We start from the raw sequence: 23,551 nt of genomic DNA on the forward strand, positions 1-23,551 counted from the left end.
TGACTTTTTTGTTAGAAGAGTAGAATTGCTTGTTTAACGAACGTAATCCTTGTTTTTAAATAAAAAAATCGTTTTTTAATTTTAAAGTAAGATTTTTCAGGTGATTTTCATTCGTTTTGTTCTGATTTTGTGGTATAATAATCCTAATCAATCCACAAGGAGGCCCTAGACATGGCATCAGATATCGAAATTGCACAAAGTGTGACCTTAAACCCCATTCTTGACATCGGTGAAAAGGTCGGTCTAAGCGCACAAGACTTGGAGTTATACGGACATTATAAGGCAAAGCTCAGTTATGAGGTAGTGGCAAAGAGTCAGGAAAAAGACTTGGGAAAACTAGTTCTTGTGACAGCTATCAACCCGACACCAGCTGGTGAGGGCAAGTCCACCGTGACCATCGGTCTTGCGGATGCGCTCAATCGTTTAGGCAAACAAACCATGGTAGCACTCAGAGAACCGTCCCTTGGTCCTGTAATGGGGATCAAGGGAGGAGCTGCAGGTGGCGGTTATGCGCAGGTGCTACCGATGGAGGACATCAATCTGCACTTTACCGGTGATATGCACGCCATCACAAGTGCTAATAACGCCCTTTCTGCCCTTTTGGATAACCATTTGCAACAGGGTAATGAGCTAAAGATTGATACTAGACGGGTCATCTGGAAGCGGGTGGTTGATCTCAATGACCGCGCGTTGCGTCAGGTTATCGTGGGACTAGGCGGACCGCTCAATAGTCTGCCACGTGAGGATGGTTTTGACATCACAGTTGCTAGTGAGATTATGGCCATTTTGTGTCTGGCGACGGATTTGGAAGACCTCAAAAAGCGCTTGGCTTCTATCGTTGTGGCTTATAATGTCGATCGTGAGCCTGTTTATGTCAGCGACTTACAGGTCGAAGGTGCGCTCGCTCTCCTCTTAAAAGACGCCTTGAAGCCCAATTTGGTGCAAACCATTTACGGTACACCAGCCTTGGTTCACGGCGGACCTTTTGCCAATATTGCCCACGGTTGTAATTCGGTCTTAGCGACCAAGATGGCTCTTGGGCTAGCCGACTATGTGATTACCGAAGCGGGCTTTGGTGCTGACCTAGGGGCTGAGAAATTCCTTGACATCAAGGTGCCAAATCTGCCCAAAAGTCCAGATGCTATTGTGATTGTTGCCACGATTCGTGCGCTCAAGATGCACGGTGGCTTGAAAAAAGACCAGCTATCCACCGAAGATTTAGTCGCATTGGAAAAAGGCTTTGCCAACCTCAACCGTCATATCGATAATATGCACCAGTATGGTGTGCCAGTTGTGGTGGCGCTCAATCACTTTATCACGGATACCGACCAAGAAGTGGCACTTTTGACCAAACTTTGTCAGGAAAAAGGTGTGCCAGTAGCCCTAACCAGAGTTTGGGAAAAAGGAGCAGAAGGCGGAGAAGACTTGGCAAAAGCGGTGCTATCAGCTTTGGAGCAAGAAAGCCACTTCCAAGCTCTCTATGCAGCCTCAGCTAGTCTTGAAGAAAAACTCACTGCCATCGCCACACGCATCTACGGGGCAAATGGAATTCAATTTAGTGAAAAAGCAAAGAAACAACTGGCACTCTTACAGGCAAACGGTTGGGATAGGCTGCCGGTTTGTGTGGCCAAGACCCAGTACAGCCTCTCAGATGATCCAAACTTACTAGGTGCGCCAGAAGACTTTACCATCACCATTCGAGAATTGATTCCAAAACTAGGGGCAGGGTTTGTGGTTGCCCTAACAGGTGATGTCTTAACCATGCCAGGTCTGCCTAAAAAACCAGCCGCCCTTAATATGGATGTCACCCCACAAGGACAAGCAATCGGGCTCTTCTAACACAGAAATTTTATGTCACGAGAAAGGAAAGGAATGGTGGACAACACACAGCAATCCAACACAACAAAAACACAAATCACACGTCTTCTTCATAAAGGGAAAAAGAGCTTTTTACGGGGTATTTTTAGTCGAACCACAATCATTTCTTTGCTTCTTTTGCTACAAGTCTTGATGTTGCTGGCTAGCTTTTATTGGTTTAGTCAGTACGAAGTGTATTTCAGAGCGATTGAGATTCTCTTGGAAGTCTTGGCGGTGCTTTATTTGGTCAATAGTGAGATGGATGCCCTCTCTCGAATTACTTGGCTGATTTTGATTATGATAGCGCCATTAGGTGGCGTCTTGTTCCTCGCTTATACCAAGTTTGATTGGGGCTATCGCAGTTTGAAAAATCGCTTAGCCTATCTAACAGATGTGAGCAGACCCTACCTCGTTGAAAATCAGCAGGTGGTCGATGAGCTGAAGCGTGGTCACTCCACCACCTATAATTTGGTTCGTTACTTCCAGCGCACGAGGGATCATTTCCCTGTCTATAAAGGCACTAAGGTCACCTATTTTAAGAGTGGTGAAGAGAAGTTTGAAGCTCTAAAAGAACAGCTCAAAAAAGCCAAGCATTTCATTTTTCTCGAATACTTTATCATTGCAGAAGGGGTCATGTGGGGAGAGATTCTCACGATTTTGGAGCAAAAGGTCAGAGAAGGCGTCGAGGTGCGGGTGCTTTATGATGGCATGAATGAATTTTCCACGCTTTCGTTTGACTACGCCAAGCGTCTGGCTGATATTGGCATCAAAGCCAAAGCCTTTTCTCCCATTTCACCCTTTATTTCGACCTATTACAACTACCGTGATCACAGAAAGATTGTGGTGATTGACGGCAAAGTCGCCTTTACAGGTGGGGTCAATCTTGCAGATGAGTATATCAACTATATTGACCGCTTTGGGCACTGGAAGGATGTTGCTATTATGCTAGAAGGTCAAGCCGTAGATGTCTTTACCATTTTGTTCTTACAAATGTGGTCCATCACGGAAAGAGAGCTGGACTTCACCGACTACCTCAACAAGTCGCAAACGCCTCAGATTGCCGGTCAAGGTTATGTGATTCCGTATGGCGATTCGCCGCTGGATAGTGATAAGGTCGGAGAAAACGTTTATGTAGATATCTTAAACCAAGCGCAGGAGTATGTGCACATCATGACGCCATACTTGATTTTAGACAGTGAGTTGGAACATGCGCTTCAGTTTGCTGCTGAACGTGGAGTTGATGTGAAAATCATCATGCCAGGGATTCCGGATAAGCCTGTCCCTTACGCTCTTGCTAAGACCTATTATCCAGCCTTGTTGAAAGCAGGGGTCAAAATCTACGAATACACCCCCGGTTTTGTCCATGCCAAGGTCTTTGTCAGCGATCGCATGAAGGCTGTTGTCGGCACGATTAACCTTGATTACCGCAGTCTTTATCATCATTTTGAGTGCGGGGTGTATATGTATCAAGTGCCTGCGATTCGCCAGATTGAAGCTGATTTTGAAGATACTCTCAAATCCTGTCGTGAGGTCACACTTGACAGCTTAAGGGAAGAAAGTTTAGGCACGCGTGTGATAGGATTATTGGTCAAAACGATTGCACCTTTGCTGTGATTGTGTTATAATAGTTATATGCGATGAGTCGATGTAGGTTTGTTTCGACAAACCTTGTCTAGCATGAGGACGTCATTAACGCAGGAGCGGACGTTGCTTGATTGTGTGAACCAGTCAAGCACATCACGAGAGTGGTGCCTTTCACCCCTTGTTTTCGGACAAGGGGTTCTTTTTTGTTAAGAATAAAAGCGAACGTTTTTTCTATCGTGATTTGTAAAATTGACAAATCATGGATAATGGTTTAAAATAGGACTATAAACATTAGTTATTTAAAAGGAGACACACCGTGTTAAATGAATTTCCCATTTTTGATTACGAAGATATTCAGTTAATTCCTAACAAGTGTATCGTCAAGAGCCGTTCGGAGGTAGATACCAGTGTTGAATTTGGCGGTTATACCTTCAAACTCCCCGTCATTCCAGCCAATATGCAAACCATCATTGATGAAAACATCGCCGAGCAGTTGGCTAAGGATGGCTACTTTTACATCATGCACCGTTTTGAAGAAACCACTCGCAAGGATTTTATCCAACGCATGCACCAGCAAGGTTTGATAGCGTCGATTTCTGTTGGGGTCAAAGACTATGAGTATGATTTTGTGACCTCCCTCAAGGAAGATGCTCCTGAGTTTATCACCATTGATATCGCTCATGGTCACTCTGATAGCGTGATTGAGATGATTCGCCATATTAAGAAAGAATTGCCGAAAACCTTTGTCATCGCAGGAAATGTCGGCACACCAGAAGCTGTGAGAGAACTTGAAAATGCCGGAGCTGACGCAACAAAGGTGGGCATCGGTCCGGGTAAGGTTTGCATCACTAAGGTTAAGACAGGATTTGGAACTGGCGGTTGGCAGCTAGCAGCTCTACGCTGGTGTGCTAAGGCCGCAAGAAAACCAATCATCGCAGACGGTGGAATCAGAACTCACGGTGACATCGCCAAGTCTATCCGTTTTGGTGCGAGTATGGTTATGATTGGTTCCCTCTTTGCTGGTCATATCGAAAGCCCAGGGACAGTAGTAGAAGTAGATGGCGAGACCTATAAGGAATACTTTGGTTCTGCTTCTGAATACCAAAAAGGGGAGCATAAAAATGTTGAAGGCAAGAAAATCCTCCTTGCCACCAAGGGGCATCTGGCAGATACCCTGCAAGAAATGAAAGAAGACTTACAAAGCTCTATCTCCTACGCAGGAGGCAAGGACATTGCTAGTCTGCGTCACGTGGATTATGTCATTGTGAAAAATTCTATTTGGAATGGCGATTCTTTATAAGAGGTGAAGAAAACAGATGAAAGTATTGGAGCAACATATCCTAGATAGGGGTCAAGTCTTGGGAGAAAACATCCTCAAGGTGGATAGTTTCTTAACACATCAGGTGGATACTCAGTTGATGAAAGCTATGGCACAGGTTTTCAAAGATGTCTTTCAAGAGGCAGGCATTACCAAGGTCGTGACGATTGAGGCCTCTGGTATCGCGCCAGCTCTCTATACCGCAGAAGTTTTGGGTGTTCCCATGATTTTTGCCAAAAAGTCTAAAAATATTACCATGACAGAAGGTATCTTGACCGCTGAGGTCTATTCCTTTACCAAGCAGGTGACCAGTACCGTGTCTATCGCTAGCAAGTTTTTGTCATCCGATGATAAGGTCTTAATCATCGATGACTTCCTAGCCAATGGTCAGGCAGCCAAGGGCTTGATTGACATCATCGAACAAGCAGGTGCCAAGGTTGAAGGTGTTGGGATTGTCATTGAAAAATCTTTCCAAGACGGTCGAAAACTCTTAGAAGCTAAGGGCATTCGGGTCGTGTCACTGGCTAGACTAGGACAATTTGTTGATGGTAAGGTACAATTCTTGGAGGCAGATGCATAATGACACAAAACGAACATTCTCATTCCCAGTCCGCAGTTTTGGGCTTGCAGCACTTGCTAGCCATGTATTCAGGCTCTATCCTTGTGCCTATCCTCATTGCTAGTGCACTAGGCTACTCGTCTGAGCAGCTGACTTACTTGATTTCTACCGATATTTTCATGTGTGGGGTGGCAACGCTCTTGCAGGTTCACATGTCCAAACATCTAGGGATTGGGCTCCCTGTTGTATTGGGGGTCGCCTTTCAATCGGTTGCGCCTTTGTCTATTATCGGGAAACAGTTTGACAGTGGCACCATGTTTGGCGCTTTGATTGTCTCTGGTCTATACGTCATCCTTGTGGCACCGATTTTCTCTAAGATTGCTCGCTTCTTTCCAAAACTCGTGACAGGTTCGGTGATTACCACCATTGGATTGACCTTGATTCCAGTTGCTATTGGAAATATGGGCAATAACGTGGACAAACCGACCTTTCAAAGCATGATTTTGGCTCTTTTGACCGTAGCTATTATCCTCGCCATTAACGCCTTTACCAAGGGATTTGTCAAGTCAATTTCTATCTTGATTGGGCTTGTGGTGGGAACCTTTGTTGCAGCCGGCATGGGCCTTGTCGATGTGACCCCTGTCTTACAAGCCAAGATGGTTCATATTCCAGTTCCTTTCTATTTTGGTGTGCCAAAATTTGAGTGGACCTCTAGTTTGATGATGTGTATCATCGCGACGGTATCCTTGGTGGAGTCAACAGGAGTGTATTATGCCCTGTCTGAAATCACAGATGACCCGATTACCAGCAAACGCCTAGGTAACGGCTACCGAGCAGAAGGGCTTGCGGTTCTTCTTGGTGGTATTTTTAATACCTTCCCTTATACCGGCTTTTCTCAAAATGTAGGCTTGGTGAAACTCTCTGGGATCAAGACCCGCCGTCCAATTTATTATGCAGCTGCCTTTTTAATCATTCTTGGTCTCTTTCCAAAGTTTGGTGCGCTAGCGCAGATGATTCCAAGTCCTGTACTAGGTGGTGGAATGCTGGTCATGTTTGGGATGGTGGCCCTTCAAGGGATGTCTATTCTTAATGAAGTGGATTTCAAGAAAAATGAGCATGATTTTATCATTGCAGCGGTTTCTGTCGCAGCAGGGGTTGGCTTTAGTGGGACCTCCCTCTTTTCTAGCCTGCCAGATGGTCTTCAGATGTTTTTGACCAATGGAATCGTGATTGCGACAGTCTTATCTATTTTTTTAAACCTTGTCTTTTATCGCAATAAGACCAAATAAATCAAAGCAGAGCGGTGAATACCGCTCTTTTTTATTTTCGTTGAGGGGACAATCCTAGCCATTACTAGGCGATTGAAAACTGGAGTTCCTAGAAAAGGCATAAGCCACAGGACTTAAACTTGCACAAGTGTGCCAAGTAGCTTTTTTATGCTCGGATAAAGTGATGCTCTTATTTTACATAAATATATTTCTGCAAAATAGATTGAGTTGTCTTTTTCACAAATCTATGCTAAAATCAAAGGCAATAGTAACGTTAGAAAGGTCCGTCATGAAACATCATTTACTGGCTGCTTTACTAAGTATGCGACGAATGCGATTGATTCAAGTGACACAAGCCACTTTGGTCTCTCTTTTTCCATTTTTCCTGTGTGCCACCATTACCCTAAGTCTTTCTGAAATGTTGTTTTCAGATTATGCTTATCTCAACCAGTTGTTTGGGGTTGGTCGCTGGTTTCCCTTTTTCACCCAAACAGGCCGGCTACTGACGAATTTTACAGCCTTATTAGCTGGTTTAACCGCTCCCTTGGCCACTTATTTTGCAGCGCGTTATACGGTGGGAACTTACGGGAGAAGTACGACCACAGCAGGGGTGACAGCCTTGATTTTTTCCTTGATTATCAGCTCTAGAACTCTTTTTGATGGCTTTTTAAATGATGGTAATCTCACTCGTATCAATCTTCCAGTCAATATCAATCTGTTTTTCGCCATTGTTATGGGTTATCTTGTGGGACAGGTATTTCGTCTTAGTAGTCATAAAGCAGATGACCGGCTAAGAGATCAGCACTATATCTACCAGCCAAGAACCATCCGTCCTGTGATTTATACCTTTTTGATCGCTATCGGGCTTAATCTTGTCTTTTATTTGCTTTCAGCTTTCAATATTCTCAGTGCGGTTAACAATTTCTTTACCAGTCTTTTGATCCATCGGCACAATGTGATCAATGTGCTTTTAAACACAACCTTCAAGAGTCTTTCAGCTTGGCTTGGCAATAGCAATCCCTTTAACGAAGTTCCCTTTATCACTGATAACTACGCCCTAGCCAACCTCAAAGCCGCTTTGGAATCAGATTCTATTCGTGATATTCCTTACTTGTTCACAGATACCACCCTTTATACGGCTTATGGTAGCTTTTCAGGTTTAGGAGCAACCTTGGCTTGCTTGGTCGCCACCATTCTCCACGCTAGAAATCCCAAGGATCGTAAGGTGGCAGCAGCCAGCCTTTTTCCAACCCTTTTCAACCATAGCGTCGCTTTTATGGTGGGGATTCCTCTCTTTTTTAACGTCTTGTTCTTGATTCCTTTTGTCTTTATTCCACTGATTAATGTTCTTCTAGCTGCTGCGGGCTTAAAACTCGGTCTCATTCCTCCTAGTGTCTATCCCGTTCCAAACGGGACACCCAGTGTCCTTTATGCCTTTATCGGTACAGGTGGGAGTCTTAGAGCTCTAGGATTTGGTCTGTTGCTCTTTATCTTAGACGTCTTGCTTTATCTGCCATTTATCAAGTACAATAATTATCTTCATGCTTGCCTAGAAGAACTAGATGAGAAAGGAGAAGCCCATGACTAAAGGGATGAAATGGTTATTTGCGCTGGTCATCTGCGGTTTAGTTGGACTAGCCATTCCGTCTTATTACTGGACCAAGGATAATATTAAGGCGGTTGATAAATTTTATAACTCAAGACTTTCTCCCATTATCATGATACCGGGGAGCTCTGCTACGGAAAATCGTTTTGATGGTCTGGTGAATAAACTCAATCAAAATAGACGAGGGGTTAAGCATAGCCTCCTCAAGGTCAAGGTCTGGAACAATGGGACTATCACCTACAATGGACGCATTGCTACCAATGATAATGAGCCTGTGATTGTGATTGGCTTTGAAAACAATAAAGATGGCTATAACAATATCAAAAAACAAGCTCAGATGGTCAACCAAGCCTTTGAGGCGCTACAAAATCGCTATAATTTTAATAATTTTAAAGGGGTGGCTCACTCCAACGGTGGGCTCATCTATACCGCCTTTATTGAAAATTATTTAGCAGATTATGACATTGACCTCAAAAAGCTCATGACCATCGGAACGCCCTATAACTTCAACGAAACCAATATCAATAACAAGTCAGAGATGTTAGCGGACTTTATCGCAGATAGAAAGACCATTCCCACCAGCCTTATCATGTACTCGGTAGCAGGGACCATTACCTATGATTCTGACGAGCTGGTCCCAGATGCCAGCGTATCTGCAGGAAAGTATATCTATCAAGGACAGGCAAAGAAATATACCGAAGTCACCGTTACTGGTGAAGACGCTCAGCACTCGGACTTACCTACCAACGATGAGGTCGTAAGCCTTATCCAACAAAATATTTTAGAGCGCCAAACCATCAACCGTAATAATAACAATAACCCATCCTAAATAAGGATGGGTTTGTTTTAGATAGATTTTCTTAATTGCCTGAGCCCCTCTTTAGCCTTTTCAAGATTCATCGGCTTATTTTGAGTGAGAAGCGACACCAAAGCAGGAACTTCCTCATCTTTAGCGCCAGCAAGAAGGGCGAGAGACTTGGCTTGCAGTTTCATGTGCCCTGCTTGGATGCCGGTTGTCACCAAGGCCCGAAGAGCAGCAAAATTTTGAGCAAGCCCAACGGAAACGATGATGCTGGCTAAGGTTTTTGCGTCAGGTTCTCCCAAGAGATCAAAAGCCAGACGAACGCTGGGATTGATGCCAATAGAGCCCCCTTTGGTTGCAATCGGCATGGGTAGGGTTAGGCTGCCACGCAAGACTTGCTTGTCTGCATCAAGTTCCCACTGGGTCAATCCTTGATAGCTTCCACTATGACAAGCATAGCTATGCCCAGCCGCCTCAATGGCTCTGGTATCATTTCCTGTCGCCATGACCATAGCATCGATACCATTGAAAATTCCTTTATTGTGGGTTGCTGCGCGGTGAGGATCTACCTTAGCAAGCTCATCAGCTAAGACAATGCGCCTAGCGATTATCTCTCCTTGCCCTTTTTCTCGGCTTAGCAGGCGATAAGGGATGTCACAGTTAGCCGTGACCAAAGACTGTGTGGCATAATTGGACAAAATCCCCATCAGCGCTTGTCCTGCGCTCAAGGCTTCCAGAGGGGCTTTCAAGGCTTCCATCATGGTGTTGATCATGTTGGCTCCCATGGCTTCTTTGGTGTCAATAGCCACATAAACGATGAGAAAAGAGGGATGGATCCCAGCTTTTTTGACCCAAAGAGAGCGAGCACCGCCTCCCCTTTTGACGATAGAGGGATAGGCTTGATTGGCGAGTTCTAAAAGGTGAGTGGCTGCCTCTTGAATGGCAGCCGTCGCTTGCTTGAAATCTGGGACATCATAGAGGGCTACTTGACCAATCATCTGCCTATCGTGAACTTGTGTGGCAAAGCCGCCAGAACGTTTGATGATTTGGCTAGCAAACTGAGCAGCTGCCACAACAGAGGGTTCCTCGGTCACCATAGGGACTTGGTAGTTTGTGCCATCCACCTCCACATCTGAAATCACAGCAAAGGGAAGGGCGTGGGTAGTAACGACCTGCTCAACCATGTTATCCGCAAGCTCAAGTGCTAAGGTTTCTTGGTTTTTCAAAATGCTTTGGCTATCTGGTGTCAGATAGCTGTCAGCCAGCATATCTTGACGATCTTTGGGTGCTTTTTTTGCAAATCCTTTTAAGCTCATGCGTCTTCCTCAGTGTTTTTGTACTGGCGTTGGTGGTTTGTCATGCCAGAGAGGTAGAAGGCATTTTTATCATAAGAGGAGAAGGCCGCATCTCCCTTATCATCGAATTGAGGCTTTTCGTAGAAGAGGGTTTCGTATTCCTCAACGCTCAAGGCTGTACGTTTATCAAGATTTTCTTGACGGTTGGCCAAAAGCATGTCTTTATAACCGTCCACTAATTGTCCACTGAAGATTTCACAAACAGCACCACTGCCATAGCTGAAAAAGCCAATGCGATCCCCTGCTTTGAGGGTAGAACTCGTTTCTAGGAGAGAAAGAAAACTTAAGTAAAGCGAGCCAGTATAGATGTTGCCGACCTGCTTGCTGTAACGAATGGAGTCGTCAAAAGCAAGGCTCAAGGCCTCTTTTTTCTCAGGTGTCAACGAGCGATCCATAATCTTGTTTAGACCCTTGAGGGCTAGTTTAGGGAAGGGAATATGGAAACAAAAGGCAGCAAAGTCCTCTAAAGTCAGGCCTGTTCGTTTTTGATATTCCTTCCAGGTCGTTTTGAGCGAGTCAAGGTATTGCTTGGTCGAGTAGAGACCATCCACCATAGGAACGTCAGAATAGTTTGGTCGCCAAAAATCCATGATGTCACGGGTTTGTGCGACATTGTCATCGTTAAAAGCGAGAATACGTGGATGACTTGTGATGAGCATAGCAACGCTACCAGCGCCTTGAGTTGGCTCGCCCGCAGAAGCAATCCCGTATTTAGCGATGTCACTGGCAATGACGAGAACCTTGGACTCAGGGGATTTTTCAATATGCAGTTTGGCATAGTGAAGGGCAGCTGTCGCACTATAACAGGCTTCCTTGACCTCAAATGAGCGGGCAAAGGGCTGGATATCCAGCAAATGATGCACATAAACTGCCGCTGCCTTACTTTGGTCAATCCCTGTTTCGGTGGCAACAATGACCATATCAATGCTTTCACGATCATCTTTGGTCAAGATATCCTTGGCACTAGAAGCAGCTAGAGTGACGATGTCTTCGCTAATAGGCGCGATACTAATCTCATCAAGCAACAGTCCCGAGTGGTATTTTTCTGGGTCGGTCTGTCTAGCCAGAGCCAAATCCGTTAAATCAAGTTTATATTTTGGCGTTGCAAAGCCAATTTTATCAATTCCAATCATTGTCATAAATAAGTCTCCTCATTCTTATCGTTCTTATTTTAGCATAAAAACTAAAAATCGCCTCACAAAAAACGTCACACGCCTTGGCAGCTCCCATCAAGGTGTCTAAAAACCGCACAAGCGCACGTTGATAAGCGCTTTCTAAAACACTGACTTAGTGATTTTTTCCCCCTTATAGCAAGGAAAACCAAGAGAATATAAGCACTTGAAACGCTTCTAGGAGCGTTTTTTGATTTACAAATCCGTCATGTACTTTCTAAAATGCCAAGACACGTTTTTTAGTAGCTTTTTTTGTCTATTTTCGGTAAAATAGCTAGAAGTAACACAAATTGAGGGCATTATGACAAAAGCAGATGAGATTTTCAAACAAAACATTCAAATGATTATGGAAGAAGGGGTCATGAGTCAGCAGGCTCGTCCTAAGTACAAGGATGGAAAAACCGCTCATTCCAAGTATATCACAGGGAGTTTTGCCGTCTATGATTTGGCAAAAGGAGAGTTTCCCATCACCACACTTCGTCCTATTCCTATCAAGTCTGCCATCAAGGAGATTTTTTGGATTTACCAAGACCAGAGCAACAGCCTTTCTGTACTCAATGAGAAGTACGGGGTTAGCTACTGGAACGACTGGGAAGTGGGAGAAACTGGAACCATTGGTGAGCGTTATGGAGCGGTTGTGAAAAACCATGCCATTATCGATAAGCTCCTCAAACAGTTGGAGGAAAATCCGTGGAATCGTCGAAATGTCATCTCCCTTTGGGATTATGACGCTTTTGAGCGGACAGAAGGCTTGTTGCCTTGTGCCTTTCAAACCATGTTTGATGTGAGAAAAATCGGCGACACCATTTACCTAGATGCGACCCTAACCCAGCGTAGCAACGATATGCTGGTGGCGCACCATATCAATGCCATGCAGTATGTGGCGCTTCAGATGATGATTGCCAAGCATTTTGGTTGGCAGGTGGGCAAGTTCTTTTACTTTGTCAATAATCTCCACATTTATGACAACCAATTTGAACAAGCAAAAGAGCTGTTGAGTCGTACTCCGTCTGATTGTCAGCCGCGCTTGTTGCTCAATGTGCCTGATAGCACTAACTTTTTTGACATCAAGCCAGAGGATTTTGAATTAGTTGATTATGAGCCGGTCAAACCCCAACTCAAGTTTGACCTAGCCATCTAGGAAGAAAGAGGACAGGGCATGACCAAAAAAATCGTTGCCATCTGGGCGCAAGATAAGAATCAGGTGATCGGAAAAGATGGTCGCCTGCCTTGGCATCTGCCAAAGGAGTTGGCTCATTTCAAAGAAACCACTTTAAATCAAGCTATTTTGATGGGACGCGTGACCTTTGACGGCATGAACCGTCGTTTGTTGACACAGCGTGAGATTCTAATTTTGACACGGGACAAGGATTTTGAGATGGAAGGTGTCAAGGTTTTTCATAGCATTGAGCAGGTTCTTTCTTGGTATCAACAGCAGGAAAAGACCCTCTATATCACAGGAGGCAGTCAGGTTTTTCAAGCCTTTGAGCCTTATTATGATGAACTCCTTCAGACCATAGTGGATGCAGAAGTTGCAGGTGATACCGTCTTTCCAGCGTTAGACTGGTCCTTATTTGACTTGATCGATGAGGTGGTTTATCCCAAAGATAAGAAAAACGCCTATGATTTCACCGTCAATCGCTTTAGGAGGAGATAAGCATGCAACGCAGTATTTTTGGAGTTTTTACCGCAGCCCTTTGCGTCATCTGCGTGCTTGCTGCTATCCCTGCCTTTCGTAAAAATCGCCATGGTTTAGGTGTCATCTTTTTGCTCAATGCCTTTACCAATTTAGTGAATACTATCCATGCCTTTTATGGCACCTTATTTTAAGGAGAATAACGAAAAATGACTGGAAATAGAACACAAGACAATGTTTACTGCTCATTTTGCGGTAAAAGTCAAGAAGAAGTTCAAAAAATCATTGCAGGAAATGGCGTCTTTATCTGTAATGAATGTGTGGAATTATCCCAAGAAATCATCCGTGAAGAACTAGCTGAGGAGGTCTTGGCGGATTTGACCGAAGTACCAAAACCAAAGGAATTGCTGCACATTCTTAACCATTATGTGATTGGACAAGACCGTGCCAAGCGTGCATTAGCAGTCGCTGTTTACAACCATTACAAACGCATTAGCTTTGCTGAAAGCAGAGAGGACAAGGATGTGGATTTGCAAAAATCTAATATCCTCATGATCGGTCCGACCGGCTCAGGAAAAACCTTTTTAGCACAGACCCTAGCTAAAAGTCTTAATGTGCCTTTTGCCATGGCGGATGCAACCGCTCTGACAGAAGCGGGATATGTGGGTGAAGATGTCGAAAATATCCTCCTCAAGCTCATCCAAGCAGCTGATTACAACATCGAGCGAGCAGAGCGTGGCATCATTTATATCGATGAAATTGATAAAATCGCCAAGAAAGGCGAGAATGTCTCCATTACGCGTGATGTTTCTGGTGAAGGGGTGCAACAGGCGCTTCTTAAGATTGTCGAAGGAACGGTTGCCAACGTCCCACCACAAGGTGGCAGAAAGCACCCGCATCAAGAAATGATTCAAATCAATACCAAAAACATTCTCTTTATCGTTGGTGGAGCCTTTGATGGGATTGAAGACATCGTCAAACAGCGCTTGGGAGAAAAGGTGATTGGTTTTGGGCAAAATAACCGTAAGATTGATGATGATGCTTCTTATATGCAGGAAATCATCTCCGAAGATATTCAAAAATTTGGGATTATTCCTGAATTTATCGGGCGTCTCCCAGTTTTGGCAGCCCTTGAGCAATTAACGGTAGAAGATTTGGTGCGCATTTTGACCGAGCCTCGCAATGCCTTGGTCAAACAATACCAAACCTTGCTGTCTTACGATGGGGTGGAGTTGGACTTTGAAGCCGATGCTCTAAAAGCGATTGCTGAAAAGGCGATTGAGAGAAAAACAGGAGCTAGGGGACTACGTTCTATTATCGAGGAGATCATGCTAGACGTCATGTTTGAAGTGCCAAGTAAGGAAGATGTGACCAAGGTCATTATCACCAAAGAGGCTGTCGAAGGGTTGGCAGAGCCAATCTTAGAAACCGCCTAGCAAGGGGGACTTCGGATGGAAGAACAAGTCTTAAATACCCACAATGCCGATTTGCAGCTCAGTGCAGCCAATCGTTCGCATTATCCAGATGATGATTTGCCTGAGATTGCTTTAGCTGGGCGGTCCAATGTGGGAAAATCAAGTTTTATCAATACCCTTTTAGGGCGTAAAAACTTGGCCAGAACCTCTGGAAAACCAGGAAAAACGCAATTATTAAATTTCTACAATATTGATGGAAAAATTCGTTTTGTCGATGTTCCTGGCTACGGCTATGCCAAGGTCTCAAAGACCGAGCGTGCCAAGTGGGGCAAGATGATTGAGGAATACTTGGTCCATAGAGATAACCTAGAAGCTGTCGTTAGCCTCGTTGATCTTAGACACGCCCCATCAAAAGAAGATGTTCAGATGTATGAGTTTCTCAAATATTATGAGATTCCGACGATTATTGTTGCGACAAAAGCTGATAAGATTCCGCGTGGCAAATGGAATAAGCATGAGGCGATGATTAAAAAAGCTCTGAATTTTGATCCGGCAGATGATTTTATCATCTTCTCATCTGAAACGAGAGTCGGTTATGATGCCGCTTGGGACAGCATTTTAGGAAAATTGTAGGAGAAAAAGAAATGAAGCTCAATCAGATAACGCTTATTGTTGCAGATCTACCAAAGGCTAACCAAGATTTTGAAGTCTTATTTGAAACCGCAGCCGATTATGCTGATGAGACCTTTTCCCAGTGGACACTGGATGATTTCGGAGTGATGCTTCTACCTGTTTCTGAGGAACATTCCAAAGAAACCCTTGCGACGCTTCATCTTGAAGTGGCGGATGTGGATGCTCAAATAAAGCGTCTTAAAGGAGCTGGCTTTACCATCTTACAGCAAGCTCAAGCAACAGATTGGGGCACCTACTCTGGCTTGGTTCAAGGACCAGGAAAATTGACAATTGACTATTATCGCTTAGAAGAGAGATAAAGGCATCGAAAAAGAGAAAATCCATTGGATTTTCTCTTTTTGATTATCCGGTATTCACACGTCTATCCTGCATCTTTGACGTCACTGTAATCAATGACAGGAATTTTCCCACCATCTGGCGCTTCAAATGGTTTAGTCACATCATTACCTTGGTAGTATTTTTCAGAGAGTTTTTTAAGGCTGCCGTCTTTTTTCATCTCGTCAATCGCCTTATCGATTTCTTTGACCAAAGAGCTATCCTTTTTGCTCATGAGGATGCCATTTTTCGTTGGGTTGTAGTAAACATCTCCCATCTTGACATTGAGATTAGGATTTTTCTTTTTGACACTATCGATAAAGAGTTTCTGCGCGATATAGTCGTTAGGGATAAAATCGGTTCTGCCATCTGCGACGTCGTTGAGGTAAACGTCGCCATCAACATTGTCATAGATGACTAGCTCAGCCCCTTGTTTTTTAGCAATCTTCATATAGCTACGCCCAGAAGCACCCGCGGCTTTTTTGCCTTTCCAGTCGCTGAGGTCTTTTTTCTCAATGTGAGAAGTACCGTCTGCACGGACGATTTCCGCCCCTACTCCGTATTTGTAAGGGGTTGAGACGTTATATTTGTCTTGGTATTCCTTGCTGATGTCAAAGTTGTTGAGTGACACATCCACGCGCCCGCTATCAAGGGCTGAGAAAGATTCGGTGAAGCCGAGTTTAACAAACTTGACCTTAACCTTGAGTTTTTCGGCAATGGCTTTCATCATGTCCACTTCGTAGCCGACCAGTTCGTGTTTGTCATCGTAGTAGGAAGTTGGACGGTAGGTGGTCGGGGTTGCGACTAAGAGTTCGCCTTTCTTTTGGATGCTGTCTAGGGTCGTTGTTGATTGGCTCGTCTTAGATTGGCTAGAACAAGCGCTTAGTAGGAGACTAGCTCCTAAGAGGGTGATGATAGTTTTTGTTTTCATGATATTTTCCTATTCATTTTCATAATGGTTTAGTGAAAAAGGGCCATAGGCCCTTTGTTGTGGTTAAGGCTTATCCTGCGTCTTTGACGTCTGAGATGTCGATCACAGGGATTTTTTCGTTTGATTCAAATGGTTTGGTCAAATCAAGACCGTTGTAGTATTTTTCAGAGAGTTTTTTAAGGCTACCGTCTTTTTTCATCTCATCAATAGCAGCATCGATTTTCTTCACAAGAGATTTGTCTTTCTTGCTCATGATGATACCGTTTTCGCTTGGGTTGTAGAGGACATCGCTCATCTTAACATTGAGATTAGGATTTTTTTCCTTCATCGCATCAACGAAGAGTTTTTGAGCGACATAGTCGTTTGGAATGAAGTCAGTACGACCATTTGCCACATCGTTAAGGTAAACGTCACCGTCAACATTATCATAAGTCACCAGTTCAGCCCCTTGTTTTTTAGCGATCTTCATAAAGTTAGTGCCAGCTGCACCCGCAGCTTTTTTGCCCTTCCAATCGCTAAGGTCTTTTTTCTCAATGCCAGAAGTCCCGTCACCACGGACAATAGCGCCCCCGACTCCGTACTTATAAGGCGTAGAGATGTTATATTTTTCTTGGCGTTCTGGTGTGATGTCAAGGTTGTTAAGAGACACATCAACACGACCACTGTCAACAGAAGAAAAGGCTTGGTCAAATCCTGTTTCGACAAATTTGACTTTGACTTTTAGTTTCTCACCGATGGCTTTCATCATGTCCACTTCATAGCCGACCAATTTTTTATTGTCATCATAGTAAGAAGTTGGACGATAAGTGGTTGGTGTTGCGACAACGAGTTCGCCTTTTTTCTCGATCTTATCCCAGACTGTTGCATCAGACGAGCTGCTTTTAGAACCTTGGCTAGAACAAGCAGCGAGTAAAGTAGCCATCCCCAAAGTGAGGACAATATGACGTTTTTTCATAAAAACTCCTTTGAAAATCAAATATTTTTACCTCATTTATCATATCATATTTTTTAATCGCTTACAAGATTTTTTTATGATTTTACTTTCTAAACCAGCAGCACAATGAGAAAAGAGCTTGTTTTCCCGTTTTTTTAGGTTTTATGATATAATGAAAGGACGATAAAAACAAGGAGAAGACTGTGAAAAATTATATCAATGTTATTGGAGCAGGGCTAGCTGGTAGTGAGGCGGCTTATCAAATCGCCAAGCGTGGTATTCCTGTTCGCCTCTATGAGATGCGTGGGGTGAAACCAACCCCGCAACATAAGACGGATGGTTTTGCGGAGTTAGTGTGTTCCAATTCGTTACGTGGGGATGCGCTAACCAATGCTGTCGGGCTTTTAAAGGAAGAGATGCGCCGTTTGGATTCGGTTATTATGCAGGCAGCTGAAAGCACCCGTGTTCCAGCTGGAGGGGCTTTGGCAGTTGACCGTGACGGTTTTTCTGATTTTGTGACGCAAACCATCACTAATCATCCTTTGATTGAGGTGGTGCGTGAAGAGATCACAGAGCTACCAGAAGACGCCATTACCATTATTGCGACTGGTCCTTTGACCAGTGATGCCTTGGCAGAAAAAATTCATGCCCTTAACGAGGGAGATGGTTTTTATTTCTATGATGCGGCAGCACCGATTGTGGATGTGGCTAGCATCAATATGGACAAGGTCTATCTCAAATCGCGCTATGACAAAGGGGAGGCAGCTTATCTCAACTGTCCTATGACCAAAGAGGAGTTTCTCGCTTTTCAAGAAGCTTTGATCAATGCTGAAGAAGCACCGCTCAATAGTTTTGAGAAGGAAAAATATTTTGAGGGCTGTATGCCCATTGAGGTCATGGCCAAGCGTGGGGTCAAGACCATGCTTTATGGACCGATGAAACCAGTTGGGCTAGAGTATCCAGACGACTATAAGGGACCGCGTGATGGCGACTACAAGACCCCTTACGCTGTGGTGCAGTTGCGCCAAGATAATGCTGCAGGGAGTCTGTACAATATTGTTGGTTTTCAAACTCACCTCAAGTGGGGAGAGCAAAAACGAGTCTTTTCTATGATTCCAGGCTTAGAAAATGCGGAGTTTGTTCGTTACGGGGTTATGCATTGCAATTCTTATATGGATTCGCCTAATCTTTTAACCCAGACCTTCCAATCTAAGAAGCAAGCTAATCTCTTTTTTGCCGGTCAGATGACAGGTGTTGAGGGCTATGTGGAGTCGGCAGCTAGTGGTTTGGTGGCTGGTATTAATGCCGCTCGCCTCTTTAAAGAAGAACAAGAAGTGGTCTTTCCACGTACGACGGCTATCGGTAGTTTGCCTTACTATATTACCCATACCGAAAGCAAGCATTTCCAACCCATGAATGTCAACTTTGGTATTATCAAAGAGTTGGATGGTCCACGCATTCGTGATAAAAAAGAGCGCTATGAAGCTATCGCCAAACGTGCTTTGGAAGACTTAGAACCATATTTAGAAGCATAAGAAAAAGAGGGAAGCCCCTCTTTTTTACTGTTTATTCTTGAGCCAATCTTTTGCTTGTTTAGATAGCTTGGTTACATCAAGCCCCTTATGTTTGGCTAGCTGTCGGCTTTTTTCAAGGGTTTCGTTATCGATGTAGCCGAGTTTGATGATGCTGCCTTTAGCTAGACTGGTCTGAATACGGTTGGGTCTTGGAGTCATGCTAAGAACGCTAAAAGGGCGCTTGTCATGATAGCTGGCTTTGGCAGGGAGCAACTCTCGCACTAGGCGAAAACCTTGCTCTTCGAGAACTTGCTCTGCTCGAAAAAGGTCTGTTCCTATCAAATCTGGCACCTGTGTGAGCTTTTGACTAGCAGTAACCAGAGCCTCATCGACATAATAGAGCTTCACAAGTGCCCCTTTAGGCAATTTACTAGGCTTTGGACTCATGCCAACGACTTCATCGATTTTAGCGGTATGCCATTTGAGACTCGGCTTAGCAAGGACTTGGCTGACGACAAAGCCTTGCTCTTCCAGATAAGCCTGAGCTGTATGTCGCTCTAGATGAGTGACATCATCGAGTCGTACGAGACTTTTTTGGTGTTCGTGGTGGCGATCTAGGGCTTTAGTAACGATGGGCATGGCACTATCTGTGACTTTACCGACGATTTCGACCGTATCGAGTAAACCCAGCACCTTGGTCACATTACCAAAGACCTTGCCGATAGATGTTTTTGCTTGTTTAGTCATATGTGTCTCCTTTGTTTTCGGCTATGATTATAACAAAAATGTCAGCCTTTGTCTGTTCTAACCTTACAAAATTGTAAGAAATCCGTCTCAAGTTGTAAGGTTAGAGGGCCACTTGAAGTGTTATACTAGATGTATCAAAACATTAGAACAAAAGGAGGTTTGACAAATGAAACGTTGGCTGAAAATTTTTGGTCTTGCTCTTATCTTGCTCAGTGGTTTACTTTACTGGCTGGGTCCACGATTTGGGTTTTGGCTGATTCCCCCTTCGCCCCAACGTTATGCAACAGAAGCGATTCAGCTCATTGATCGTGAAGGGCTAAGAAGTCATCAAGAGAATTGGAATCGAGAACGTTCCGTTATTCTTCGTGAACTGAAGAAGTCTAAAACAATCCAAGATACTTACCCTCTTATAGAGCAAGCAGCTAAGATTGGAGGGAGCGAGCATTCCTTTTTAGATAGTGCAAAACAAGAAACGATAAAAGAAGCGGAGCAACTTCCTGTTATCAAGCGTTTAGACGATGATTTACTCTATATACACCTGCCGGAAATGCTAGATTTAGATCAGAAACAAGAAGAAACCTATGCAAACAAGGTGAATACAGCCCTACTCAGTGAATCTTACAAAGCTGTTATTCTGGATTTGAGGGGAAATAGGGGAGGCAATCTGACACCTATGATTCTATCGGTGTCTAGCCTTTTGCCAGACGGCTCTCTACTAAAATCCATCGATCAAAGAGGAAAAGAGCAGGACTGGATTTTGAAAGACGGGCGTTTCTCAGCAGAACCGTCTATCCGTTTAGCAAAGCAAGGCAAGAAGTCTGTTCCTGTTGCAATTTTACTCGATAAACAAACCGCAAGTTCAGGGGAAATCACAGCCTTATCCTTTAAAGGTTTACCTCACGTTAGTTTTTGGGGAAAAGTCAGTGCTGGTTACACATCTGTTAATCGTACTTTTTTGCTCTATGATGGCACAAGGCTTAATCTCACTGTTGCTAGCTTAAAAGATCGTGAGGGAAACTCTTATTTCAATACCCCTATCCAACCAGAACATATCAGCAATCATCCCCTTGAGGAGGCTAGGGCCTACCTTAACCACAATGAATAATCAAAGGAGTTTAGCATGTTATTAGAAATTAACCAATTACAAAAAATTTACCGTACTCGCTTTTCTAAAGAAGAGACCAGAGCCTTGAAGGATGTTTCTTTCACCGTGCATGAGGGTGAGTTTATCGCTATCATGGGAGAGTCCGGTTCAGGGAAGACCACGCTACTCAATATCCTTGCGACCCTTGAAAAACCAACCAACGGCTCGGTCTATCTTAATAGCCAAGACATCACGCAAATCAAGGATAGTCGTCTAGCCCAATTTCGCCTAGACCACTTGGGGTTTGTCTTTCAAGACTTTAATTTGCTAGATACCCTATCCGTCAGAGATAATATCTATCTCCCCATGGTCTTGTCCAAACGCAGTCCCAAGGAGATGGAACATCGCCTTCAACAACTGGCTCCTTTGTTATCCATCAAAGACTTGCTCAATAAGCGTCCTTTTGAGCTATCTGGTGGGCAAAAGCAGCGGGTCGCCATCGCCAGAAGTCTGATGACCAGCCCTCAGCTCCTCCTTGCAGATGAGCCGACAGCTGCTCTAGATTATAGCAACTCAGAGCGCTTACTCCAGCTATTTGAAACCATTAACCAAAAAGGACAGACCATTCTCATGGTAACCCACTCAGCCAATGCCGCTAGTCACGCGAGCCGTGTCCTCTTTATCAAAGACGGTCAGATCTTCCACCAATTGCATAAGGGAGAGCGTAGTCAGCAAGATTTCAGTCGGGACATCTCCCTTAGCATGTCGGTTATCCTAGGAGGTGAGTAGGATGTTTTATTTGAAACTAGCTTTTCAAAATATCAAGCAATCTCTTGGTCAGTTTATTCCTTTTATCCTTGTGTCGGTCACGAGTTTTATCATGCTCCTCAGTTTATTACTCATCCTAATGGAACCAACAGCCAACTCCACTTCTGGTAGTGTCAATCTAGCGCTAGGTCTGGGTGTTTGGGTCATGATGATTTTTACCGCTATTCTCGCCCTTTATAGCTATCAATTTTTGATGCGGCAACGCAGTCGTGCCTTTGGTCTTTATCATATCCTTGGTATGAATAAGGGGCAGTTGCTCCTCGTTGTGACCTTAGAGCTTACCTTTCTCTTTATCCTCACCCTTATCTTGGGGAGTGTTTTAGGAACGGTTTTGGCTAACTTTTTATACCTTATCTTTGTCAATGTGATTAAAGTTAAGAGCCTTGCCTTTGCCCTTTCGCCCTTAGCGTATCTCACAAATATCGGGATTTTTTCCTTGATTTTCCTTGGCTTAGAAGGCGTGACGGTTATTCGTATCTTGCGCTCATCTGGACTTCAGTTGTTGCGGGCAAAAGAAACTGGTGAAAAAGAGCCGCGTGGCAATAGCTTTCTTGCTCTCCTTAGTATTCTCTTTTTGGGAGCGGGTTATACCATTTCAATCCTTTATCGCAATAAGATTGATATCCTCGTTGTCTATAAGTTCTTTTTGGCGGTTATCTTGGTGATTCTTGGGACTTACCTCTTTTATATCAGTTTTACTACTTGGTATCTGAAAATGCGCCGCAAAAACAAGCGCTATTATTATCAACCCAAGCATTTCATGGTCATCTCACAGATGCTCTTTCGCATGAAACAGCACGCAGCAGGACTTGCTACCATCACTATCTTGGCTACGATGTCCTTTGTGACACTAGCGTCCACCACTGTGCTCTATACCAATGTCAACCATCTAGCGCAGCAATACTACCCCAAAAATACAGTGGTAGAAGTGGATAAAACGTCTAGAGCAGAAGCACTCGCTCTCTTTGACGAGCAGGTCTATCATAGCGTGTCTAAAGACGCTTTTACGACCTATCAGAGCGAAATGTATCAACTGCCTCATTTCCAAAAAGACTGGAGTATCAACCAAGACAGCCTAAACGCTGCCAAATCCTCGGGTAATTTTGCTGTGGCAACAGTGGTGCTTGAGGATGACTTCAAGGCTTTGGGCAACCATCTGAAGCATGATTTAGGTGACAATGAAATCGCCATCTATGCGCCTAAACACAACCTTAATCAGCTCAACTGGTTTGGGACTTCCTACCAAGTAGTGGAACAACCCTCTCAAGTGAAAAATGTGAACAATCTGGTTGCCTTTATCGATAGCGCCCTCATCGTGGTTAAAGACGACCACGTCTTTCAAGCCATGAAAGAGCGTTATCAAACCAGTACCAAGCAGCCTCTTTTAAACACAACCTACACTACCATGGCTGACCTTTCCAAAACCGATCAAAATAAACTAAAAGCTAGCGTCAAGGATGAAACGCTAAGCATCGAGACGAGAGAAGATTATCTCGATGATGCCTTTGGTTTCTTTGGAGAGCTTCTCTTTATTGGGGTGATTCTAGGAATCAATTTTATCCTTGGTGCAGCCATGATCATCTACTATAAGCAACTCTCCGAAGGACAAGAGGATAAAAAATCCTATCATATCTTACAGCAGGTAGGAATGAGCCTATCAGACATCAAGTCCTCCATCAATTCGCAAGTACTCATGCTCTTCTTTATGCCTTTGGTGTTAGCCGTTATTCACTTTATGGTGGCACTCCCTATCCTTAGTTCTATGCTAAAAGGTTTTGGCGTGACGGATACTGCCCTCGTATATTGGGTGTCTGGTATCACGGTTATCGTGATTTCTCTGATTTACTTTATCATCTATCGTCTGACGAGCAGAACCTATTACCGTTTGATTGAGCGAAGAACAAATTCTTAATTGGTAAATCAATCAGTTGAC

22 protein-coding genes are annotated in these 23,551 nt (G+C 44.0%); 17 read left to right on the forward strand and 5 right to left on the reverse strand.

The features are described from left to right. Positions 1-171 precede the first annotated feature (171 nt). From ACZ49W_RS04150 to ACZ49W_RS04180, 7 genes are all read left to right on the forward strand, one after another. Entirely contained in the window at positions 172-1,839 is a 1,668-nt protein-coding gene (locus ACZ49W_RS04150) for a formate--tetrahydrofolate ligase (RefSeq protein WP_464814071.1), read from the forward strand. Between the two features lie 33 nt (positions 1,840-1,872). Continuing rightward, positions 1,873-3,471 (forward strand): cardiolipin synthase, encoded by a 1,599-nt coding sequence (gene cls / locus ACZ49W_RS04155; protein WP_464814954.1) that lies wholly within the window; start codon positions 1,873-1,875, stop codon positions 3,469-3,471. Positions 3,472-3,757: 286 nt separating this feature from the next. Next, on the forward strand, positions 3,758-4,741 hold the full coding sequence (gene guaC / locus ACZ49W_RS04160) for a GMP reductase (RefSeq protein WP_464814072.1): 984 nt from the start codon (positions 3,758-3,760) through the stop codon (positions 4,739-4,741). A gap of 16 nt (positions 4,742-4,757) precedes the next feature. Continuing rightward, positions 4,758-5,339: a xanthine phosphoribosyltransferase gene (locus ACZ49W_RS04165; protein ID WP_464814073.1), complete on the forward strand. Its 582-nt coding sequence runs from the start codon at positions 4,758-4,760 to the stop codon at positions 5,337-5,339. After that, positions 5,339-6,607 (forward strand): nucleobase:cation symporter-2 family protein, encoded by a 1,269-nt coding sequence (locus ACZ49W_RS04170; protein WP_464814074.1) that lies wholly within the window; start codon positions 5,339-5,341, stop codon positions 6,605-6,607. Before ACZ49W_RS04165 ends, ACZ49W_RS04170 begins: the two co-directional genes overlap by 1 nt. A 268-nt stretch (positions 6,608-6,875) precedes the next feature. Next, the gene (locus ACZ49W_RS04175) at positions 6,876-8,174 is read left to right on the forward strand and encodes a PTS transporter subunit EIIC (RefSeq protein WP_464814075.1); all 1,299 of its coding nucleotides are present in this window, start codon (positions 6,876-6,878) and stop codon (positions 8,172-8,174) included. Continuing rightward, entirely contained in the window at positions 8,167-9,021 is an 855-nt protein-coding gene (locus ACZ49W_RS04180) for an alpha/beta hydrolase (RefSeq protein ID WP_464814076.1), read from the forward strand. The genes ACZ49W_RS04175 and ACZ49W_RS04180 overlap by 8 nt, the downstream gene beginning before the upstream one ends. 17 nt (positions 9,022-9,038) lie before the next feature. On the opposite strand, the gene ACZ49W_RS04185 is transcribed toward ACZ49W_RS04180, so the two are convergent. Further along, positions 9,039-10,310: a hydroxymethylglutaryl-CoA reductase, degradative gene (locus tag ACZ49W_RS04185; RefSeq protein ID WP_464814077.1), complete on the reverse strand. Its 1,272-nt coding sequence runs from the start codon at positions 10,308-10,310 to the stop codon at positions 9,039-9,041. Then, positions 10,307-11,482 (reverse strand): hydroxymethylglutaryl-CoA synthase, encoded by a 1,176-nt coding sequence (locus ACZ49W_RS04190; protein ID WP_464814955.1) that lies wholly within the window; start codon positions 11,480-11,482, stop codon positions 10,307-10,309. The genes ACZ49W_RS04185 and ACZ49W_RS04190 overlap by 4 nt, the downstream gene beginning before the upstream one ends. Positions 11,483-11,822: 340 nt before the next feature. Here ACZ49W_RS04190 and ACZ49W_RS04195 point away from each other — a divergent pair, with 340 nt between their 5' ends. The 6 genes from ACZ49W_RS04195 to ACZ49W_RS04220 are packed head-to-tail and all read left to right on the forward strand — an operon-like array spanning position 11,823 to position 15,564. Continuing rightward, positions 11,823-12,662, forward strand: a complete 840-nt coding sequence (locus ACZ49W_RS04195; protein ID WP_464814078.1) for a thymidylate synthase — start codon at positions 11,823-11,825, stop codon at positions 12,660-12,662. A gap of 18 nt (positions 12,663-12,680) precedes the next feature. Beyond that, positions 12,681-13,178, forward strand: a complete 498-nt coding sequence (locus ACZ49W_RS04200) for a dihydrofolate reductase (protein WP_464814079.1) — start codon at positions 12,681-12,683, stop codon at positions 13,176-13,178. A gap of 2 nt (positions 13,179-13,180) precedes the next feature. Further along, complete coding sequence (locus ACZ49W_RS04205) at positions 13,181-13,351, forward strand: hypothetical protein (protein WP_464814080.1); 171 nt, start codon at positions 13,181-13,183, stop codon at positions 13,349-13,351. A 15-nt stretch (positions 13,352-13,366) separates the two neighbouring features. Next, positions 13,367-14,593 (forward strand): ATP-dependent Clp protease ATP-binding subunit ClpX, encoded by a 1,227-nt coding sequence (gene clpX / locus ACZ49W_RS04210; RefSeq protein WP_464814081.1) that lies wholly within the window; start codon positions 13,367-13,369, stop codon positions 14,591-14,593. A gap of 15 nt (positions 14,594-14,608) precedes the next feature. Next, positions 14,609-15,205 carry a ribosome biogenesis GTP-binding protein YihA/YsxC gene (gene yihA, locus ACZ49W_RS04215; RefSeq protein WP_464814082.1) on the forward strand — a complete coding sequence of 199 codons (597 nt, stop codon included), beginning with the start codon at positions 14,609-14,611 and terminating at the stop codon, positions 15,203-15,205. A gap of 11 nt (positions 15,206-15,216) precedes the next feature. Continuing rightward, a complete protein-coding gene (locus ACZ49W_RS04220; RefSeq protein WP_464814083.1) occupies positions 15,217-15,564 on the forward strand; it encodes a VOC family protein in 348 nt (115 codons plus the stop codon). A 62-nt stretch (positions 15,565-15,626) separates the two neighbouring features. On the opposite strand, the gene ACZ49W_RS04225 is transcribed toward ACZ49W_RS04220, so the two are convergent. Together ACZ49W_RS04225 and ACZ49W_RS04230 are read right to left on the reverse strand one after the other, a co-directional pair. Further along, positions 15,627-16,511: a transporter substrate-binding domain-containing protein gene (locus ACZ49W_RS04225; RefSeq protein WP_464814084.1), complete on the reverse strand. Its 885-nt coding sequence runs from the start codon at positions 16,509-16,511 to the stop codon at positions 15,627-15,629. Between the two features lie 70 nt (positions 16,512-16,581). Continuing rightward, positions 16,582-17,466: a transporter substrate-binding domain-containing protein gene (locus tag ACZ49W_RS04230; RefSeq protein ID WP_464814085.1), complete on the reverse strand. Its 885-nt coding sequence runs from the start codon at positions 17,464-17,466 to the stop codon at positions 16,582-16,584. A 182-nt stretch (positions 17,467-17,648) separates the two neighbouring features. Here ACZ49W_RS04230 and trmFO point away from each other — a divergent pair, with 182 nt between their 5' ends. Beyond that, the gene (gene trmFO, locus ACZ49W_RS04235) at positions 17,649-18,980 is read left to right on the forward strand and encodes a methylenetetrahydrofolate--tRNA-(uracil(54)-C(5))-methyltransferase (FADH(2)-oxidizing) TrmFO (RefSeq protein ID WP_464814086.1); all 1,332 of its coding nucleotides are present in this window, start codon (positions 17,649-17,651) and stop codon (positions 18,978-18,980) included. 24 nt (positions 18,981-19,004) lie between these two features. Here the strand turns inward: trmFO and ACZ49W_RS04240 are convergent, their stop codons facing one another. Continuing rightward, the gene (locus ACZ49W_RS04240) at positions 19,005-19,706 is read right to left on the reverse strand and encodes a PASTA domain-containing protein (RefSeq protein WP_464814087.1); all 702 of its coding nucleotides are present in this window, start codon (positions 19,704-19,706) and stop codon (positions 19,005-19,007) included. 166 nt (positions 19,707-19,872) lie between these two features. On the opposite strand from ACZ49W_RS04240, the gene ACZ49W_RS04245 reads away from it, so the two are divergent. The 3 genes from ACZ49W_RS04245 to ACZ49W_RS04255 are packed head-to-tail and all read left to right on the forward strand — an operon-like array spanning position 19,873 to position 23,530. Continuing rightward, positions 19,873-20,811, forward strand: a complete 939-nt coding sequence (locus tag ACZ49W_RS04245; protein WP_464814088.1) for a S41 family peptidase — start codon at positions 19,873-19,875, stop codon at positions 20,809-20,811. A 15-nt stretch (positions 20,812-20,826) separates the two neighbouring features. Further along, the gene (locus ACZ49W_RS04250) at positions 20,827-21,579 is read left to right on the forward strand and encodes an ABC transporter ATP-binding protein (RefSeq protein WP_464814089.1); all 753 of its coding nucleotides are present in this window, start codon (positions 20,827-20,829) and stop codon (positions 21,577-21,579) included. 1 nt (position 21,580) lies between these two features. Next, positions 21,581-23,530: an ABC transporter permease gene (locus ACZ49W_RS04255; protein ID WP_464814090.1), complete on the forward strand. Its 1,950-nt coding sequence runs from the start codon at positions 21,581-21,583 to the stop codon at positions 23,528-23,530. The last annotated feature ends 21 nt before the right edge of the window (positions 23,531-23,551 follow it).

It is taken from the genome of Streptococcus sp. STR1/CE/0325 (assembly GCF_055386095.1).

Coding starts and splice junctions, on each gene's coding strand:
- ACZ49W_RS04150 (WP_464814071.1), top strand. CDS start 172: ATGGCATCAGATATCGAAATTGCACAAAGTGTGACCTTAAACCCCATT.
- cls (WP_464814954.1), top strand. CDS start 1,873: ATGGTGGACAACACACAGCAATCCAACACAACAAAAACACAAATCACA.
- ACZ49W_RS04165 (WP_464814073.1), top strand. CDS start 4,758: ATGAAAGTATTGGAGCAACATATCCTAGATAGGGGTCAAGTCTTGGGA.
- ACZ49W_RS04170 (WP_464814074.1), top strand. CDS start 5,339: ATGACACAAAACGAACATTCTCATTCCCAGTCCGCAGTTTTGGGCTTG.
- ACZ49W_RS04175 (WP_464814075.1), top strand. CDS start 6,876: ATGAAACATCATTTACTGGCTGCTTTACTAAGTATGCGACGAATGCGA.
- ACZ49W_RS04180 (WP_464814076.1), top strand. CDS start 8,167: ATGACTAAAGGGATGAAATGGTTATTTGCGCTGGTCATCTGCGGTTTA.
- ACZ49W_RS04185 (WP_464814077.1), bottom strand. CDS start 10,310: ATGAGCTTAAAAGGATTTGCAAAAAAAGCACCCAAAGATCGTCAAGAT.
- ACZ49W_RS04190 (WP_464814955.1), bottom strand. CDS start 11,482: ATGATTGGAATTGATAAAATTGGCTTTGCAACGCCAAAATATAAACTT.
- ACZ49W_RS04195 (WP_464814078.1), top strand. CDS start 11,823: ATGACAAAAGCAGATGAGATTTTCAAACAAAACATTCAAATGATTATG.
- ACZ49W_RS04200 (WP_464814079.1), top strand. CDS start 12,681: ATGACCAAAAAAATCGTTGCCATCTGGGCGCAAGATAAGAATCAGGTG.
- ACZ49W_RS04205 (WP_464814080.1), top strand. CDS start 13,181: ATGCAACGCAGTATTTTTGGAGTTTTTACCGCAGCCCTTTGCGTCATC.
- clpX (WP_464814081.1), top strand. CDS start 13,367: ATGACTGGAAATAGAACACAAGACAATGTTTACTGCTCATTTTGCGGT.
- yihA (WP_464814082.1), top strand. CDS start 14,609: ATGGAAGAACAAGTCTTAAATACCCACAATGCCGATTTGCAGCTCAGT.
- ACZ49W_RS04220 (WP_464814083.1), top strand. CDS start 15,217: ATGAAGCTCAATCAGATAACGCTTATTGTTGCAGATCTACCAAAGGCT.
- ACZ49W_RS04225 (WP_464814084.1), bottom strand. CDS start 16,511: ATGAAAACAAAAACTATCATCACCCTCTTAGGAGCTAGTCTCCTACTA.
- ACZ49W_RS04230 (WP_464814085.1), bottom strand. CDS start 17,466: ATGAAAAAACGTCATATTGTCCTCACTTTGGGGATGGCTACTTTACTC.
- ACZ49W_RS04240 (WP_464814087.1), bottom strand. CDS start 19,706: ATGACTAAACAAGCAAAAACATCTATCGGCAAGGTCTTTGGTAATGTG.
- ACZ49W_RS04245 (WP_464814088.1), top strand. CDS start 19,873: ATGAAACGTTGGCTGAAAATTTTTGGTCTTGCTCTTATCTTGCTCAGT.
- ACZ49W_RS04250 (WP_464814089.1), top strand. CDS start 20,827: ATGTTATTAGAAATTAACCAATTACAAAAAATTTACCGTACTCGCTTT.
- ACZ49W_RS04255 (WP_464814090.1), top strand. CDS start 21,581: ATGTTTTATTTGAAACTAGCTTTTCAAAATATCAAGCAATCTCTTGGT.